Genomic DNA, 16,994 nt, shown 5'->3' with positions numbered 1-16,994 from the left:
TACATTGAACGCGAAACCATAGCTGCAACCCTCCTATCAAGGTACCTAGAGGAAAGCCAAAATGACGCCCACTAAAGAAGAGTTTCTCAACCATTTAGCGGAATCTCGCCGTACTGTTGAGCAATGGCCTTCTTGGAAGCAAGAGGCACTCAAAGCATCTCCTCAGCAGCATTCTTCTTCATCAGCTCCATCTGCTCAGCACAAAGAAAAGCGCTGAACTGTCTCCTCGGCTCTTATCCGATGGAGCTTGAAGCCCAACCTAGGGCAGATTAACCAAAATGGTTGATCCATAAAAAAGCGCGGCCTGAAAGCCGCGCTTTTTCATTCACCGCAAAGCCTTACTGCGCTGTGGTCTCGGTGCTTGCCGCCGGTTTGGCCGCTGGCTTCTTCGCCGGCTCAGCCTTTTTCGCTGCAGGTTTGGCCTGGGCTTTTTTCGCCTCGGCCTTCGCCGCAGGTTTCTTCGCTGCTGGCTTGGCTGCCGCTTTTTTCGCCGGCTCGGCTTTCACCGGGGTCGCTGGCTTCGGTGCTTCCACCGGAGCTGGCGCAGGAGCCGGGGTCGGTGCAGGCGCTGGAGCGGCTGGAGCGGGTGCCGGCTCTGGCGCTTTCACTGGCTCTGGTTTCTTGTCGTCGTCCGAACCGCCGAACAGGTTGGTGAAGAAGTTGCCTTTCTTCGCCGCTACTGCCGCGCCCGCACCCGCTGCTGCGGCGGTGGCCGCTGCCGGGCCGACCTTGACCGGCTCAAACGATTTGCCCGCCGCCAGGTCTTCAACCTGACTGGCCGCGCGCTGGCCGGTGCGCAGTGCGCCTTCCAGGGTGCCCGGGTACAAGGTGTCGGTGTGTTCGCCGGCAAACGCTACGCGCTGCAGCGGACGCTCCCACAGGCGCCAGAATTTGCTGATCTGGCCAGGGCCGAAGGCGAGGTAGGAACCGCCGGTCGACGGGTCGGTGCTGTAGCGACGGATTTCATAACCGGTGAATGCGCCACGGGCCTGTGGATAAAACGCGTGCAGACGGATCAGCACCTGATCGACCATCTGCTTGTCGCCGAAGGCCTGCATGACGCGAGCGTTGTCGCCGGACAGGTTGATCACCACATTGGCGCCACCCTTCAGGGCCGGCTCGATCCACAACATGCCAAGGCCGGTGTTGCTGTAGATCTCGCCGGACATCCGCGCCTTGCTTTCCCACACCGGCGTCTTGAACTTCAGCATGATCTGGTCACGCCAGCCGTAGTTGGTGCCCTTGATCGCAGCCAAGTGCTGGGCGTCCAGCGCCGGGGTCAGCTGGATCTTGTTGAGGGCGCGCAACGGCACCGCCAGCACTACATAATCGGCCTGGTAGCCGACGCTGCCGACCTTGACGGTTACGCCGTCCTTGTCCTGAGTGATGGCAGATACTGGCGAGTTGGTCTTGATGGTTTTCAGCTGCTTGACGAAGGCCTGGGCCAGCACCGGGCTGCCACCGACCAGACGCGAAGCGCGCAGGTCACGGTCGGACACGCCGCGGTACACCCGGCTCTGCTGCGCAAAGTACAGCAGCGACAGGCGCGAAGGCTCGTCGTAGTGGGTGCGGATATCCTGGTTGATCAACTGACGCGCGGTGGCCGGCAGGTTCTGCTTGTCGAGCCAGCTCGAGACGTTGATCTGGTCGAGGGCGTGCAGAGTGTTGGTCGCCGCCGGGTTTTGCGGATCGTCGATCGAACGCGCCAGATCGTCACGGGTTTTCTCGTAGCGCTTCAACGCTTCGGCCGTGGCAGGTTGTTTGGTGGTCAGGTCGGCGGCGGAGAAATACTCGCCATCGATCAGGTAACCCGGGGTCCGAACGAATTCAGGCGCCGGCGTGGTGCTCAGCTTGAACGTCGAAACGTACTTGTTCAGCACCGGTTGAGTCTTGTCGTTGCCGATCCACTCGCTGGTGGCCATGCCCGAACGACCGCCCAGGCTCGGTTTGGCTTCGAGCAGCGTGACCTGCCAGCCCTTGTTCTGCAGTTCGTAAGCCGCCGTCAGGCCCGACAGGCCGCCGCCGATCACGATTGCGGTTTTATCCTTGGCCAGCGCCGTAACGCTGAACAGCCCCAACACCACCAGCGCACAGGCGCGCAGCCAACCGACAGACATTCAGCGAACTCCGGAAATACACGTAGGAAAAAGCAGTTTTGCGGGTCAGACGACCCAAAGAACCGCGAAGAATACGTCAGCCATCAAAACGCCGCCAGCGACGTCTATCGGCCCATACAAAGTAGCTCAATCGACACAATGGGTTGTTCCGGCGCGACGCATTGCATAGGCTTGCGCGATTGTTTGCCCGCGCCTGACGCGAGCCGCCTCGAGGAGACTGAACATGGGCCTGAACAACCAGTGGATGCAACGCGATCTCGCGGTGCTGTGGCATCCCTGCACCCAGATGAAAGACCACGAACAGCTGCCGCTGATCCCGATCAAGCGCGGTGAAGGCGTCTGGCTGGAAGACTTCGAAGGCAAGCGTTATCTGGACGCGGTCAGCTCCTGGTGGGTCAACGTGTTCGGCCACGCCAACCCGCGCATCAACCAGCGCATCAAGGATCAGGTCGATCAGCTGGAACACGTGATTCTGGCCGGTTTCAGCCATCAGCCGGTAATCGAGTTGTCCGAGCGACTGGTGAAGATGACGCCGGAAGGTCTGAACCGAGTGTTCTACGCCGATAACGGCTCGTCCTGCATCGAAGTCGCGCTGAAAATGAGCTTTCACTACTGGCTCAACCGCGGCCAGCCGAACAAGAAACGCTTCGTCACCCTGACCAACAGCTACCACGGCGAAACCATGGCGGCGATGGCGGTCGGTGACGTGCCGTTGTTCACCGAAACCTACAAAGCCTTGCTGATGGACACCATCAAGGTGCCGAGCCCGGATTGCTACCTGCGCCCGCAGGGCATGAGCTGGGAAGAACACTCGCGCAATATGTTCGCGGCGATGGAGCAGACGCTGGCCGAGAATCACGACAGCGTCGCTGCGGTGATCGTCGAGCCGCTGATCCAGGGCGCGGGCGGCATGCGCATGTACCACCCGGCGTACCTCAAGCTGTTGCGCGAAGCTTGCGACCGTTACGGCGTGCACCTGATCCACGACGAAATCGCCGTCGGCTTCGGCCGCACCGGGACCATGTTCGCCTGCGAACAGGCCGGCATCCGCCCGGACTTCCTGTGTCTGTCGAAAGCCCTGACCGGTGGCTATCTGCCGTTGGCCGCGTGCCTGACCACCGACGAGGTGTACAGCGCGTTCTACGACGACTACCCGACCCTGCGCGCCTTCCTGCATTCCCACAGCTACACCGGCAACCCGCTGGCGTGTGCGGCGGCGTTGGCGACCCTGGATATTTTCGAACAGGACAACGTGATCGAGAACAACCGGGCGCTGGCGCAGCGCATGGCTTCGGCGACGGCGCACCTGGTGGATCATCCGAATGTTTCGGAAGTCCGTCAGACCGGCATGGTGCTGGCGATCGAGATGGTCAAGGACAAAGCCACGAAAGAGGCTTATCCGTGGCAGGAACGTCGCGGTCTGAAGGTGTTCCAGCATGCGCTGGAGCGTGGCGCGTTGCTGCGCCCGCTGGGCAGCGTGGTGTATTTCCTGCCGCCGTACGTGATCACCCCGGAGCAGATCGACTTTCTTGCCGAAGTCGCCAGCGAAGGCATCGACATCGCCACCCGCGACAGCGTCAGCGTGGCAGTGCCGAAGGATTTCCATCCCGGGTTTCGTGATCCGGGCTGATCCAAACACTTAAGTTGACGGCTCGTTCCCATGCTCTGCGTGGGAACGCCTCACAGGACGCTCTGCGTCCGCTCTTGGGACGCAGAGCGTCCCGGGCTGCATTCCCACGCGGAGCGTGGGAACGATCTAATCAGAGAGACCCGAAATGAGACTGTCCCGCTTCTTTATCGACGCCCCGCTGAGCACCGGCGAACACGAACTGCCGGAAGCCCAGGCGCATTACATCAGCCGCGTGCTGCGCATGGCCGAGGGCGATGCGGTGCAGTTGTTCGACGGTTCCGGCCACGAGTTTCGCGGATCGCTGGTGGAGGTCGGCAAGAAACGCGTGGTGGTGCAGATCGACGAGCAGTTCGCCGGTCAGGTCGAATCGCCGCTGCAGATCCACCTCGGCCAGGGCCTGTCCCGGGGCGAGCGGATGGACTGGGCGATCCAGAAAGCCACCGAACTGGGCGTGACCGAAATCACCCCGATCTTCAGCGAGCGCTGCGAAGTCCGCCTCAAGGACGAACGCGCCGACAAACGCCTGCTGCACTGGCGTCAGGTGGCGATCAGCGCTTGCGAGCAATGCGGTCGTTCGCGAGTACCGGTGATTCATCCACCACTGTTGCTGGCTGACTGGCTGAAACAGACGCAAGCCGAACTGAAACTGGTGCTGCACCCGGTGGCCGAGCCGCTGGTCAGCCATGCCAAACCATCGACCCTGGCGTTCCTGATCGGCCCCGAAGGCGGCCTGTCCGACACCGAAGTCGAGCAAGCCAAGGCCAACGGTTTCCACGCCGCCCGCCTCGGCCCGCGCGTGCTGCGCACCGAGACCGCGCCGGTTGTGGCACTGGCGGTGGCGCAGCAACTGTGGGGTGACTTCTAACCCGTCACTGCACCGGATCACTGGTTGGTCTGGCGATGATTGCCTTGAGTTCGCTGGTCATCGGGAACTCAAGGTTCAGGCCCTTCGGCGGGATCGGCTGTTCGAACCACTTGCGGTAGATCCCGTTGATCTCCCCAGAGCTGTACAGGTCGGCCAGCACACCGTTGACCAGCGCGAGGAATTGCGGATCATCCTTGCGCACCATGCAGCTGTAGATTTCCCGCGACTGCTCCTCCCCCACCACGACCCAATTGTGCGGATCGCGCGCCTTGGCCCGCTCGCCGTAAAGTAGCGCATCGTCCATGTAGAACGCCGCCGCACGTCCCGATTGCAGCATCTGGAACGCCTCGCCGTGATCCTTGGCACTGATCACGAACATGTTCAGTTTGTGGTCGAGGTTGTAGCTCTTCAGATAGCGCTCGTTGGTGGTGCCGGCGGTGGTCACCACGTTCTTGCCGCGAAGGTCATCGAAGCTGTGGATGCCGCTGTCCCTGGCGGTCAGCAACTGCCCTTTGACGTAGATGAAACCGTAGGAGAACGCGACCTGCTTCTGCCGCTCGGCGGTCACCCCGGTGGAGCCGCATTCAAGGTCGACCGTGCCGTTCTGTACCAGGGGAATCCGCGTCTGCGAGGTCACCAGGTTGTACTTCACCTTCAGCTCCGGCAGCGCCAGTTGCTGCCTGATGCGCTCGACGATCTTGCCCGCAAGCTCCACCGAATACCCCATCGGCTGCCCGGTGTGATCGCCCACATACGAGAACGGCACCGACGCATCGCGATAACCCAGGGTGATGCTGTTGGTGCTGGCAATCTTGCCGAGCGTACCGGTCAGCGGCACTTCATTGGCCTGCGCCTGAGCGCCGAAAACCAGCGCCAGAGTGCAGCCGAGCAACGTGATTTTTTGCATTGTTATTCTCCGTTGTGGGTGGGGTGTTTTAGCAGAAACTGTCACGCCGCACGGGGATTGAACCCGTGCAGATCAATGGATGTGCGCTGCTCGCCAATCAGCTCGCTGAGCAACTGCCCGCTGCCGCAGGCCAGGGTGAAACCCAGCGCGCCGTGGCCGAGGTTGAGCCATAGATTGCGATACGCCGTGGCGCCCAGCAGCGGAACGCCGGTGGGGGTGGCCGGGCGCATGCCGGCCCACTCCACGGCCGCATCGTAGTTGCCAGCGTCGGGAAAGGTGTCGCGGGCCTGACGCGTGATCAGCGCCAGTCGCTCGGGGTCCACCGCCGGGTCGAAACCGACGATGTCGACCATCGCCGCCACGCGCAGTTGTTCGCCGATACGCGCGTAGACGATCTTGCGGTCGTAGTCGGTGATGCTCACGTCCGGCGCCCGGTGCTCGTTGCCGATCGGCACGGTCAGGCTGTAGCCCTTCAGCGGATACAGCGGCAGGCGCAGGCCGGGCAGCGCGAGTAACGGGCTGCGATGGCCGGCGGCGATCACCAGTTGTTCGACCGGCAGGGTTTCGTCGCCAAGTTCAATGGCCGTTACCGCGCCGTGGCTGTGGCGAATGCCGGTGACTGCCTGACCAAGGCGAAACTCGCAGCGACCCGACGCCTTCAAGCGCGCCGCCAACTGCTGGCAGAAGCCATGACAGTCGCCGACTTCTTCATCCGGCGTGTAGATCGCGCCCACAAACGGCGCATCGGTCAATGCCGGTTCCAGCTGCGCACATTCGGCGGCGGACAACACTTGCTGGTGCTGTGGATCGGCCAGGCCCTTGCGTGCATGGTCGAAGCTGGCGGCATGGCGGAAGCTCACCAGTTTGCCGTTGCGCCGCCAGTTGAAGCCGGCGAGTCCGTCGTCCTCGCGCCAGCGTTTCAGGGTGCGCTGGCTGAACAGCGCCAGACGCAACAGATGCGCGGCGTTTTCACGGTTGACCGAGGTGCGGCACGCGGCGAGAAACGAGGCCATCCAGCGCCACTGCGCCGGATCCAGGCGCGGGCGCAACTTGAGCGGTGAATCGCCGCGCAGCATCCAGCCGATCGCCTGCAACGGCACGCCGGCATCGGCCAGCGGTGCAACGTAGCGGTAGGACAACTGGCCGCCGTTGGCGAAACTGGTTTCGCTGCCCAGCGACTGCCGCGCCTCGACCACCGTCACCTCGAAGCCGTCGCGCACCAGCGCCCAGGCCGTTGCCAGCCCGATCACGCCGCCGCCGATGATGCACACACGCTGAGCCATGTCCGTCCTTAATCGTTCTTGAAGACGAGGCCGAGGTTAGGGTGAGGTGACAGGCGCCGAACAATGAATAAAGATGCCAAACCTATAAACAAAGGTTATGGGATCGTCATGCGCCTTCGTCATATCGAGATTTTCCAGGCCATCCGCCAGACCGGCTCGGTCAGCGCTGCTGCGCAGTTGCTGCACGTCTCACAACCGGCGGTGACCAAGGTGCTGCAACACGCCGAGCAGCAATTGGGCTTTCCATTGTTTCTGCGGGTGCGCGGCAAATTGCAGGCGACCCCGGAAGCGCTGGAACTTGAGCGCGAAGTCGACAAGGTCACCGAAAGCCTGCAAGGCGTGCGGCGTCTGGCCCAGAGCCTGCGCCGCGAACCCGGCCACAGCCTGCGGATCGGCGCGACCCCGGCGCTGGCGCTGTCGTTGCTGCCGCCGGCGATCCGGCAATGGACGGCGCAGTTTCCGGACATCGCCTGCGAACTGTCGAGCGCCCACAGCCGCGAGCTGATGCAGAACCTGCTGATGCGCGAAGTAGACGTGGCCCTGACGTTGCAGTTGCCGGACCATCCGGGGCTGAAGGCCCAGGCATTGGCTTCGGGGGTGCTGGTGGCATTGGCGCCGAGAGGTTACTGGCCGGAGGAAGACTCCGGTCAGCCGTTGCCGCTGATGGCGTTGGCGGGAGCGCCGCTGATCGGGCTGTCCAGTGCCGACCCGCTGGCCGCGCGCCTCGATAGTTATCTCGAAGCGGTCGAACCGCCGCCGCGTGTGCGGATCGCCGTGCAGACTTACTCACTGGCGCGGGCGATGGTGGAATCCGGCGCCGGGGTGGCGGTGATCGACCCGTTCACGGCACTCGGTGCTTCGCCGACCAGCACCGTAATCCGCCCTCTCGCCCCGCCGCTGCCGATCACACTTTACGCGGTGACCCGCGCCACCGAACCACCGCCGCATACCCTCAACGATCTGTTGCAGATATTCAGCAGTCGCGCACAGATACAACTGCAAACCCTGGTCCCTGTGGGAGCTGGCTTGCCAGCGATTGCGGTGGCCCCATCAACACCTGAGTGACTGACACTCCGTCATCGCGGGCAAGCCCGTTCCCACAGGATTTGGGGCTGTTCTAAAGGACGTAAAACAAAATCGCCACAAAATGCAGCAGGCTCCCGGCGATCACGAACAGATGCCAGATCCCGTGGGCATGCCGCAACCGATGGTCGAGGGCGAAGAAGATGATCCCCACGGTGTACAGCACGCCGCCCGACGCCAGCCAGGCAAACCCCGCAGTGCCCAGCGCCGCGATCAACGGTTTGACCGCCACCAGCACGATCCAGCCCATCACCGCGTAGATCACGATCGACAGGATCCGCGCCTCCGAGCGCGGCTTGATCTCCTGCAGGATGCCGATCAGCGCCAACCCCCAGACAATCCCGAACAACGTCCAGCCCCACGGCCCGCGCAGCGTCACCAGGCAGAACGGCGTGTAACTGCCGGCGATCAGCAAGTAGATCGAAAAGTGATCGACCTTCTTCATGATCGCTTTCTTGCGCCCGCGCACGCTGTGGTACACGGTGGACGCGCTGTAGAGCACCAGCAAGGTGAAGGCGTAAATCGCCACGCTGACGATCTTCCACGGGCTGCCGTCGAGGCTGGCAATCACCAGCATCCAGACGCCCCCGACAAACGCCGCTACCGCCCCGACCAGATGCGTCCAGGCGTTCAGTTTTTCTCCGTGATACATGTGTCGCACACCTCGATTTCATTTACCGCAGCGCGCAAGGCTCGGGCCTTGAGCGTAAAAGCGCAATGTTTCCGTTCAACACGGGCAGGCACCTGTCCTGATATTTGGGCACAATCGAGCGATACCAAGAAGAGTCCGCGCCATGCTGATCGACGAAGAATTGACCCTGAAGAAACTCGAGGTGTTCCTCGCCTTCATGCGTACCGGCAACCTCGCCCGGGCCGCCGCCGAGCTGCAGACCAGCAACGTCAGCGTGCACCGCGCGATCCATTCGCTGGAAAGCGCCCTGCGCTGTCCGCTGTTCAAGCACGAAGGGCGCAACCTGACGCCGCTGGAAAGCGCCTACGTGCTCGAGGAGCGGGCGCAGAAGCTGATTCAGGACGTGGTCGAAAGCGTACGCCTGACCCGCGAAGCCGCCGGGTTCTCGGCTGAACGCTTCAAGCTCGGCTCGTTGTATTCGCTGACGGTGAAAACCGTGCCGCAGCTGATCATGGGCCTGAAGATCCGCCGCAGCGAACTCAATATCGACCTGATCCTCGGCTCGAACATCGACCTGCTCTACAAGCTGAAAAACATGGAAGTCGACGCGATCCTGGTGTCGCTGGACGACACCGTCAACGACCCGGACTGCGAGCAGATTCCGCTGTTTTCCGACGACATCTTCCTCGCCACCCCGGCCGATTCGCGCTTCGCCCAACGCAGCGAAGTGGACCTGGCGGAGGTGCGCGACGAAACCTTCATCACCCTCACCCAAGGCTTCGCCACCCATCAGGACGGTATTCGGGTGTTCAGGCAGGCGGGGTTCGAGCCGAAGGTGGCGATGCAGGTCAACGACATCTTCACCCTGCTGAGCATGGTCAGCTCCGGGGTCGGTTATGCATTGCTGCCGGGGAGGATCGCGGCGGTGTACGAGAACCGGGTGAAGCTGATTCCGTTGCAGGAGAAGTACCGGTTGCAGCAGCACATCGGGGTGGTGTTTTTGAAGGCCAAGGAGCGGGATCCGAATTTGCTGGCGTTGCTGGCGGAGTGTCGGATGTATGCCAATCGCCAAGGCTCACAATGATCGCGGCTGATGATCGTTCCCACGCTCCGCGTGGGAATGCCTCAATGGACGCTCTGCGTCCGCTTTTGGGACGCGGAGCGTCCCGGGCTGCATTCCCACGCAGAGCGTGGGAACGATCTTCAGAACCTAGCCAACGATTCCGCGAACAATGAAGAACAGCAGCGAAGGCCCAAGCAGGCAGCCAAGCCCAGTGTGGAAGGTCGCCGTCAACGCCCCATAAGGCACCAACCGCCGATCCGTCGCCGCCAGCCCCGCCGTCACGCCACTCACCGTCCCGGCCAGCCCGCCAAACACCATCGCCGAACGCGGGTTATCCAGGCCCATCCAGCGCGCCGCCACCGGCGTGCCGACCATCACCAGAATCGCCTTGATCAACCCGGTGGCAATCGACAGCGCCATCACATCCGACGTCGCGCCAATCGCTGCACCAGTGACTGGCCCGACGATGTAAGTCACCGCACCGGCGCCGATGGTGGTCATGCTCACCGCATCGCGATAACCGAACGCGTAGGCCATGCAAGCACCGACAATGAACGGCAGGATCGTGCCCAGCAGCAGCGCGATCACGCCGATCATCCCGGCCTTCTTCGCCTCGGTCGCCTGCACCTCAAACGCCGTGGCAACGATGGCGAAATCCCGCAGCATCGCGCCACCCATCAGACCGATGCCGGAGAACAGCGTCAGGTCCGCCAGGCCCTTCTGCCCGCCCGTCATCGTCCCCCCGACCCAGGCCAGCACCAGACCGATGACGATGGCAATCGCCGAGCCGTGAATCCGTCCGAAGGTCAGGCGTTTGGAGAGAATCACCGAAACCCACATGATCACGCCGACGAAGGCGAACGCGGTGATCAGACCGTTGTGTTCCAGACCTTTTTCAATGAGATCCCACATATCAGCGACCTCCTACCGGTGTGCCGACCGGGGAGATTTCCGCCGGTTCGTCGGGCAACGGTTCGCCCTTGTGGGTACGGCTGATCAGGGCAATCGTGCAGCCACAGACCAGCACTGAACCGATCGCCGCCAGCACCGCCACCGGGCCGCCGTGCAGGGCGGTGACGACGTTCTGTTGCGCGGCCATCGCCACCACCACCGGAATGTACATGGCGCCCCAGAAGCCGACGCCCATCTCGCAATCCTTGGTCATGCCGCCGCGTTTCTGCATCCACAACCGCGCGCAGATCAACAGGATCATGGCGATGCCGACCCCGCCGACGTTGGATTTGACGCCCAGAAGAACACCGAGCATGTCACCCATGATCACCCCTGCCAGCGTACAGATCGCCAGCAGCGCCACACCGTAAATAATCATTGTTGTAGTCCTCAAAGTGCATCGTCGAATTGTTTTTGTTGTTCGAAGCCTGAGTCGGTGATTTAGGGTCGTCGGCCCTCCTCTTCACGCAACAGCGCCTGCAAGGTGTCGAGCCGGGCACTGTCGAAGGCAGTGACAGTCCCCTGTTCGAACACCCGGCGCGCCAGCCCGGTCAGCACCGCACCGGGCGGCAGTTCGATCTGTAGACGTACGCCGCGCTCATAGGCGCTTTGCACGGTGCCGCGCCAATCCACCACGCGGCACATGTTGAAGGCGAGGTCGTCGCGCAGCGCTTCTACCTGGATCACAGGCCTTGCGCGACTGCCACTCAGGTAAGCGATTTTCGGTGATTTCAGTTCAACCCTGGTGAACGCTTCGGCGAGGGTTTGCGCAGGCTCATCCAGCAACGGGCAGTGCGACGGCACGCTGACCGCCAGACGTTTCGCCAACCCGGCACCACGACTGCGCGCCAGCTCGGCGACCGCTTGCATCGCCTTGTCGCTGCCGGCAATCACCACCTGGTTATCGGCGTTGATGTTGGCCAGGTACACCGGTGTTTCTGCGCTGTGCACCTGCGCCAGCAGCGTTTCGACTGTGGACAATTGCAGGCCGATGATCGCGGTCATGCCGAAGCCCTGTGGATAAGCCTGCTGCATCAACTCGCCGCGCAGGCTGACCAGATGCAACGCATCACTGAAGCTCAACGCTCCGGCGACCACCGCTGCCGGGTAGGCACCGATGGACAGACCGGCGACGTAATCTGCGGTGAGGCCGTCCTGCAACAATCGCCGCGAGGCTGCGACCCCTGCGATCAACAGACAGAGCTGAACCGCCCGCGTGCTGCGCAACGCTTCGCTGGAATCCAACTGCAAGACATCTTCACCGAGGCTGTCGCTGGCCTCGATCAGCGTTTGCCGAGGCAAACGCTGGAGCATGCCGGGCTGCTGCGCGCCCTGGCCGGGAAACACCAGCAGACTGCTCACGCTGCCTGCTCCTGCGGGTTCCACGGATCAGACACCAGACAGGCTTCACGGGCGTTTTTCAGCAGCACCCGCGAAGCGTTCCCGGCCCATTCGCGCAGGGCGACGGCACCGAACGGCGTCTGCAATTGCAGATCGACCCGGCAGATTGCCTGATCGAAAACCGCGACCAACTTGCGCGCCTGATTACGGGTTATGAGTTGCGGTGTACGCAGGATCAGATCGAGATCACTGGCCGCGTGCATCGCTGTAAATCCACTGGCCAGTTCAAACCCGACGCTGCCGCTGACACCCCAGATCCAACCGCAATCGTCGAGCACTGGCCGCAGTTGCCGCAGCGCCTGCATGACCGGCAGATCACGCGCGCTCTCGACCTGACAAAGCGCTTCCGGGCTGACCCGACAGGCAATCGAATCCACAGACATAAACGCCGCCAGCCGCTGCTCGCGCAACCGACCGCGCACGCCCACCGCCACGCATCCGTCTTCACTCAACGCCCGCCGCACCACCACCGGTTGCCCGGCAGCCAGCGAATCAATCGCCCACTGCGGCGCATCCGCCGGCAGTTGCTCAGGCGTCATGCCCCACAGCAGGTCGTGGGCCAGAGGAGTGTTCACCACTGCGCCCTCAGCAATTCACGCACGCGGCTGGAGGCTTCGCGATTTTTCGCGCCGAGACGATTGCTCAAGTCAGTCGTAGCAACATCGCCGATGGCTTGCTTCAGGCATTCACCGACCCGCGCCAGATCCTCCGCCGTCGGCTGTTCGATCTGCTGCACCGACAGGGTTTCCCAGAGCAATCCGAGGCTGGCGTAGCTGTCGATGTCATAGGCCATCGGCGGCACACTGGACGCCAGGGCTTCCAGTTCTTCGACACTGCGCAAGGTCACACGCGCCGCCGACGCCTTGCCCATCGCATGCACCATCACCCCCGGATCACGCAGGGCGATCAAGCGGTTGGCCTGATATCCGTGAGCGAGAAACGCCCCCGACATGGCCTTGCCCACCAGCAGCGCAATCACCGGATGCCCGGCCAGACGCGCGCGGGCATAAGCATCTGCCGCACCGGCCAGGGCCTGATGAATGCCGAGGGCTTCTTCGCGGCGACCGTAGGCCTGACTCGGCACATCGACGATGGCGATCAAGGGACGCTTTTGCGCATTGTCACGGTCGGCGGTGATCGCGTCATCCACAGCCTTGGCCAGACCCCAGCCTTCGAGCAAACCGACTTCGCCGTTGCGAGCGCGAGGGAAACGGTTTTGCGGATCCGCGACCACTGCGATAAAACGCCCGAGTGCCCCGTCGGCGACCTTCAGCGATGGCGGCAAACCTTCAACCGCATTCGCGCCAGCGCTCAAGGCGTTGAACCAGTTCAAACCGCGCACGGAATACCCGCTCATGAGCGCTCTCCTTGATACAGATCGCGAACCACTGAAGGCTCGATTTGCTTGTCAGTGTCCAGGCTCGTCAGGCGTTGCAGGAACCACTCGGCTCGTTGACTGCGCGGTTGCGCTGGCAGGCCTTGTTGCAGCAACTCGCCGACCTGCTGGCGAATCTGCGCCACGTCATCGGCGACATAACGGTCCACCAGACCACTGGCAAACCGTTGCTCGCCACCGGTCAGGCTCCAGATGAAGGGCCGGTCGCGGGAGTCGTATTCCTCGATCCCGGCTTCCTGTTCGATTACCTGCGGGCCGTTCAGACCGAGGCGCGCTTCCTGGGTCACCAGCAAATAGCTGCACAGCGCAGCGGCAATCGACATCCCGCCAAAACAACCGACGCTGCCGGCCACCACGCCAACCACCGGTTGGTACTGCTGCAAGTCGACAATCGCCGCGTGGATGTCGGCAATCGCCGCCAGGCCGAGGTTGGCTTCCTGCAAGCGCACGCCGCCGGTTTCCAGCAGCAGGATGGCGCGGGTCGGGATGCCTTTGCGGTTATCTTCGGCGGCCAGTTCCAGCGCGCCGGCGATTTTTGCGCCGCCGACTTCACCGAGGCTGCCGCCCTGAAACGCGCCTTCGATGGCAGCGATCACCACCGGTAAACCGTCGAGGCTGCCCTTGGCGATCACCACGCCGTCATCGGCCTGCGGCACCACGCCCTGACGTTCAAGCCACGGCGACATGACGCGTTGAAACGGGTCGAGCAGTTCGCGAAAGGTGCCAGCGTCGAGCAAGGCTTTTGCCCGCTGCCGTGCGCCGAGTTCGACGAACGAATGTTTGTGCAGAAGCGCTGAGGTGTCAGTCATGGCCGATCTCCTCGAAGCCTTGTTCCAGACGCAGACGCACCACGCCCGGGGTCGCGCCGAAGTCGTGGATATCGATGGCCATCGCCGGTGGCCTGGTGCCGTCGAACATCCGCGCAAACAGATGCTGCCAGCGCTGCTGCGCACCGTTGACCGAGGTCTGCACATTGATCGTCAGCTTGCCGGCCAGGCCCGGTTCGATCAGCACTTCCAGATCGCCCGAACCGACACAGCCGACCAGCGCCCGACCGCGTGGCGGCTGCCCGGCGGGGAATTCAAAGGATAAGGTTTCCATCAAAACGCTCCCTGAAGGATGCCGGCGCGCTCGATTCGGTCGAGCAGCAAGCTGGCGGCGAGCAAGTCGGCGGCGCCACCGGGCGAGGCATTCAATGCGATGAGTTGTTGATCCAGTTCATGCAGGCGACGGCGACCGGTGAGGCTGGCGCTGCCGCCGGCGTCGAGCACTGCCTGGGCGCCGTGCTGCATGGCGTGCAGACCCTGTTCGCCGGCGCGATAGAGGACGCAGGTGTCGGCGAGGTCGGTCATGATTGCGAGCAACGCATCGAGCCGGGCGTTCTGTTCGCCATGGCCGGCGGCGCGGCTGCGTTTGAGCTGCGGCAGGCCGCGCTGCACTACGGACGGGAAGCCGAGTTGCGCTTCTTCCCGGGCACCGCGAGCGCCGTAGCGTTGGGCGACTTGCGCGCCATGACTCAGCGGGCGCGGCGCATAACGGTCATCGAGCAATGCCAGACGTGCGGCGCGCAGAGTAACGGCGCCAGCGCTGGTGGACTTGGTATCCAGCGCAGCCGCCGTGACCAGCAGGCCCAGCGCCCAGATCGCCCCGCGATGGGTGTTCACGCCGTGGGTGGTGGCGAGCATCGCTTGCTCGCCTTCCCGGCCGATGCGGCCGATGGCTTCGCGCAGCGGCAAGCAGATTTCGCCGAACTCAAGCGCGGCTTCGGCCATTTCCTTGAACGCCGGCCACAGCGCCAGCGCCGAGGCGTGCATCAATCCCAAATGCAGATCGGTGTGCGCACCGTTGCCGCGCCGGTCGACCAGCGCCGGTTTCGGCGACAGATCGGCCTCGTCGATCAGCGCGTCCACGGCCAGATCCGCCAGCCGTTCCGCGAGGGTGATGGTTTTCGGTTGCAGGTTGAGTGCGTGCATTACCAGCTCCTGAACTTGGCGGGCGGGTTGTAGAGGCCGCCGGACCACTCGACCAGATCGGCCACGCTCTTCGCCGCGAGCAATTCGCGGGTGGCGTCGGTGCGACGGATGCCGAGGTCTTCGGGCAAGGCGATCAGGCCTTCACGGCGCATGCGTTCGGTGTCTTTCGGGTTGTGCCGCAGTCCGATGGCGGTGACGCCGGCCACCGCAGCGATCATCGCCTGACGCTCTTCCAGCGAGCGCGCCTTGTACAGGTAGGCGATGCCTTCTTCGGTGAGCAGGTGAGTGACGTCGTCGCCGTAGATCATGATCGGCGCCAGCGGCATGCCGCTTTTCTTCGCCACCTCCACCGCGTCGAGGGTTTCGACGAAGGTCGGTTTGCCGCCCTCCTGGAAGGTCTCGACCATCTGCACCACGAGTTTCTTGCCGCGTTCGAGCATCGGTTGCTGCGAGTCGTCATGACGCATGTCGAGCCAGGCTGGAGTGCCGTGGCGCCGACCGCGTGGGTCGTGCCCCATGTTCGGTGCGCCGCCGAAACCGGCGAGGCGACCTCGGGTGACGGTGGAGGAATGACCATCGCCATCGACTTGCAGGGTCGCGCCGATGAACAGGTCCACCGCGTATTGCCCGGCCAGTTGGCAGAACATCCGGTTGGAACGCAGCGAGCCGTCACGGCCGGTGAAGAACACGTCGGGACGGGCGGCGATGTAGTTTTCCATGCCCAGTTCGGTGCCGAAGCAATGCACACTTTCGACCCAGCCACTCTCGATAGCCGGGATCAGCGTCGGGTGCGGGTTGAGCGTCCAGTTCCGGCAGATCTTGCCCTTGAGGCCGAGGGATTCGCCGTAGGTCGGCAGGATCAGCTCGATGGCGGCGGTGTTGAAACCGATGCCGTGGTTAAGCGACTGCACGTTGTGTTTTTCGTAGATTCCGCGGATCGCCATCATCGCCATCAACACGTGCACTGGCTTGATGTGGCGAGGGTCACGAGTGAACAGCGGCTCGATGTAGAACGGTTTGTCCGCCACCACCACGAAATCGACCCACGACGCGGGGATGTCCACACGGGGCAGCTCGCTGACATCGTCCACCAGTTGATTGACCTGGACGATGACGATGCCGTCGCTGAACGCTGCGGGTTCGATCAGCGCCGGAGTGTCTTCGGTGCTTGGGCCGGTGTAGATGTTGCCGGCGCGGTCGGCCATGAACCCGGCCGAGAGCACGACGTTGGGGATCAGATCCACCACCAGCCGGGCGTAGAGTTCGATGTAGGTGTGGATCGCGCCGATTTCCAGCAGACCGTCTTCGAGCAACTGGCTGATGCGCAGGCTCTGGGTGCCGGCGAAGGAGAAATCGAGCTTGCGGGCGATGCCGCGTTCGAACAGGTCCAGATGCTCGGAACGGCCGACGCTGGGCATGATCATGTGCAGGTCGTGGAGCTTTTCCGGATCGGCCATGGCCAGAGAGCGCGAGAGGAAATCCGCCTGCTTCTGGTTGTTGCCCTCCAGCACCACACGGTCGCCGGGCAGGATCAGCGCCTCAAACGCCGCGACGATCCTGTCGGTGGGCAACACCGCACCGTCGGCCAGCCCGCGCACCTTGTCGAGGCGCCGCTGCTTCTCGTCACGCCGCCGCGTCCAGCGCGAATCGGGGGATATTGTTGTTGTCATGCTCACTCCACGGGGTTCGCTGTC

At 63.2% G+C, this 16,994-nt stretch carries 18 protein-coding genes; 5 read left to right on the top strand and 13 right to left on the bottom strand.

From position 1 onward, the window contains the following. Nucleotides 1–61: 61 nt before the first annotated feature. Nucleotides 62–217 carry a hypothetical protein gene (locus tag AWU82_RS12775; protein WP_159085231.1) on the top strand — a complete coding sequence of 52 codons (156 nt, stop codon included), beginning with the start codon at nucleotides 62–64 and terminating at the stop codon, nucleotides 215–217. A gap of 121 nt (nucleotides 218–338) precedes the next feature. On the opposite strand, the gene AWU82_RS12770 is transcribed toward AWU82_RS12775, so the two are convergent. Next, nucleotides 339–2,117 carry a flavin monoamine oxidase family protein gene (locus AWU82_RS12770; protein ID WP_064380138.1) on the bottom strand — a complete coding sequence of 593 codons (1,779 nt, stop codon included), beginning with the start codon at nucleotides 2,115–2,117 and terminating at the stop codon, nucleotides 339–341. A gap of 223 nt (nucleotides 2,118–2,340) precedes the next feature. On the opposite strand from AWU82_RS12770, the gene bioA reads away from it, so the two are divergent. Both bioA and AWU82_RS12760 read left to right on the top strand, forming a co-directional pair. Then, the gene (gene bioA / locus AWU82_RS12765; protein ID WP_064380137.1) at nucleotides 2,341–3,747 is read left to right on the top strand and encodes an adenosylmethionine--8-amino-7-oxononanoate transaminase; all 1,407 of its coding nucleotides are present in this window, start codon (nucleotides 2,341–2,343) and stop codon (nucleotides 3,745–3,747) included. A 145-nt stretch (nucleotides 3,748–3,892) separates the two neighbouring features. Then, entirely contained in the window at nucleotides 3,893–4,612 is a 720-nt protein-coding gene (locus AWU82_RS12760) for a 16S rRNA (uracil(1498)-N(3))-methyltransferase (RefSeq protein ID WP_064380135.1), read from the top strand. 4 nt (nucleotides 4,613–4,616) lie between these two features. Here the strand turns inward: AWU82_RS12760 and AWU82_RS12755 are convergent, their stop codons facing one another. Both AWU82_RS12755 and AWU82_RS12750 read right to left on the bottom strand, forming a co-directional pair. Beyond that, on the bottom strand, nucleotides 4,617–5,519 hold the full coding sequence (locus tag AWU82_RS12755; protein WP_064380133.1) for a transporter substrate-binding domain-containing protein: 903 nt from the start codon (nucleotides 5,517–5,519) through the stop codon (nucleotides 4,617–4,619). Nucleotides 5,520–5,560: 41 nt separating this feature from the next. Further along, the gene (locus AWU82_RS12750; protein ID WP_064380131.1) at nucleotides 5,561–6,802 is read right to left on the bottom strand and encodes a D-amino acid dehydrogenase; all 1,242 of its coding nucleotides are present in this window, start codon (nucleotides 6,800–6,802) and stop codon (nucleotides 5,561–5,563) included. Nucleotides 6,803–6,910: 108 nt separating this feature from the next. Between AWU82_RS12750 and AWU82_RS12745 the strand changes: the two genes are divergently transcribed. Then, complete coding sequence (locus tag AWU82_RS12745; protein ID WP_064384057.1) at nucleotides 6,911–7,867, top strand: LysR family transcriptional regulator; 957 nt, start codon at nucleotides 6,911–6,913, stop codon at nucleotides 7,865–7,867. Between the two features lie 52 nt (nucleotides 7,868–7,919). Here AWU82_RS12745 and trhA read toward each other — a convergent pair whose 3' ends face one another. Beyond that, entirely contained in the window at nucleotides 7,920–8,537 is a 618-nt protein-coding gene (trhA, locus tag AWU82_RS12740; RefSeq protein ID WP_011336351.1) for a PAQR family membrane homeostasis protein TrhA, read from the bottom strand. A gap of 142 nt (nucleotides 8,538–8,679) precedes the next feature. On the opposite strand from trhA, the gene AWU82_RS12735 reads away from it, so the two are divergent. Continuing rightward, nucleotides 8,680–9,600 carry a LysR family transcriptional regulator gene (locus AWU82_RS12735; RefSeq protein WP_064380129.1) on the top strand — a complete coding sequence of 307 codons (921 nt, stop codon included), beginning with the start codon at nucleotides 8,680–8,682 and terminating at the stop codon, nucleotides 9,598–9,600. A 126-nt stretch (nucleotides 9,601–9,726) separates the two neighbouring features. Here AWU82_RS12735 and madM read toward each other — a convergent pair whose 3' ends face one another. The 9 genes from madM to mdcA form a co-directional block, all read right to left on the bottom strand. Beyond that, a complete protein-coding gene (madM, locus tag AWU82_RS12730) occupies nucleotides 9,727–10,491 on the bottom strand; it encodes a malonate transporter subunit MadM (protein WP_007953314.1) in 765 nt (254 codons plus the stop codon). A gap of 1 nt (nucleotide 10,492) precedes the next feature. Continuing rightward, complete coding sequence (gene madL / locus AWU82_RS12725; protein WP_064380127.1) at nucleotides 10,493–10,909, bottom strand: malonate transporter subunit MadL; 417 nt, start codon at nucleotides 10,907–10,909, stop codon at nucleotides 10,493–10,495. A 62-nt stretch (nucleotides 10,910–10,971) separates the two neighbouring features. Next, nucleotides 10,972–11,892: a malonate decarboxylase subunit epsilon gene (mdcH, locus tag AWU82_RS12720; RefSeq protein ID WP_064380125.1), complete on the bottom strand. Its 921-nt coding sequence runs from the start codon at nucleotides 11,890–11,892 to the stop codon at nucleotides 10,972–10,974. Next, nucleotides 11,889–12,509, bottom strand: coding sequence for a malonate decarboxylase holo-ACP synthase (locus tag AWU82_RS12715; RefSeq protein ID WP_064380123.1), 621 nt, complete (start codon nucleotides 12,507–12,509; stop codon nucleotides 11,889–11,891). The genes mdcH and AWU82_RS12715 overlap by 4 nt, the downstream gene beginning before the upstream one ends. Next, complete coding sequence (mdcE, locus tag AWU82_RS12710) at nucleotides 12,503–13,288, bottom strand: biotin-independent malonate decarboxylase subunit gamma (RefSeq protein WP_064380121.1); 786 nt, start codon at nucleotides 13,286–13,288, stop codon at nucleotides 12,503–12,505. Before mdcE ends, AWU82_RS12715 begins: the two co-directional genes overlap by 7 nt. Then, on the bottom strand, nucleotides 13,285–14,136 hold the full coding sequence (locus AWU82_RS12705) for a biotin-independent malonate decarboxylase subunit beta (RefSeq protein ID WP_064380119.1): 852 nt from the start codon (nucleotides 14,134–14,136) through the stop codon (nucleotides 13,285–13,287). Before AWU82_RS12705 ends, mdcE begins: the two co-directional genes overlap by 4 nt. Next, nucleotides 14,129–14,428 carry a malonate decarboxylase subunit delta gene (locus tag AWU82_RS12700; RefSeq protein WP_064380117.1) on the bottom strand — a complete coding sequence of 100 codons (300 nt, stop codon included), beginning with the start codon at nucleotides 14,426–14,428 and terminating at the stop codon, nucleotides 14,129–14,131. The genes AWU82_RS12705 and AWU82_RS12700 overlap by 8 nt, the downstream gene beginning before the upstream one ends. After that, nucleotides 14,428–15,300 carry a triphosphoribosyl-dephospho-CoA synthase gene (locus AWU82_RS12695; protein WP_064380115.1) on the bottom strand — a complete coding sequence of 291 codons (873 nt, stop codon included), beginning with the start codon at nucleotides 15,298–15,300 and terminating at the stop codon, nucleotides 14,428–14,430. Before AWU82_RS12695 ends, AWU82_RS12700 begins: the two co-directional genes overlap by 1 nt. Next, the gene (gene mdcA / locus AWU82_RS12690) at nucleotides 15,300–16,970 is read right to left on the bottom strand and encodes a malonate decarboxylase subunit alpha (protein ID WP_064380114.1); all 1,671 of its coding nucleotides are present in this window, start codon (nucleotides 16,968–16,970) and stop codon (nucleotides 15,300–15,302) included. The genes AWU82_RS12695 and mdcA overlap by 1 nt, the downstream gene beginning before the upstream one ends. Between the last annotated feature and the right edge of the window lie 24 nt (nucleotides 16,971–16,994).

It is taken from the genome of Pseudomonas glycinae, assembly GCF_001594225.2.
Lineage (GTDB): Bacteria > Pseudomonadota > Gammaproteobacteria > Pseudomonadales > Pseudomonadaceae > Aquipseudomonas > Aquipseudomonas glycinae.
The sequence above is the reverse complement of the archived record's forward strand: the minus strand, read 5'-3'. Positions and strand labels throughout refer to the sequence as shown.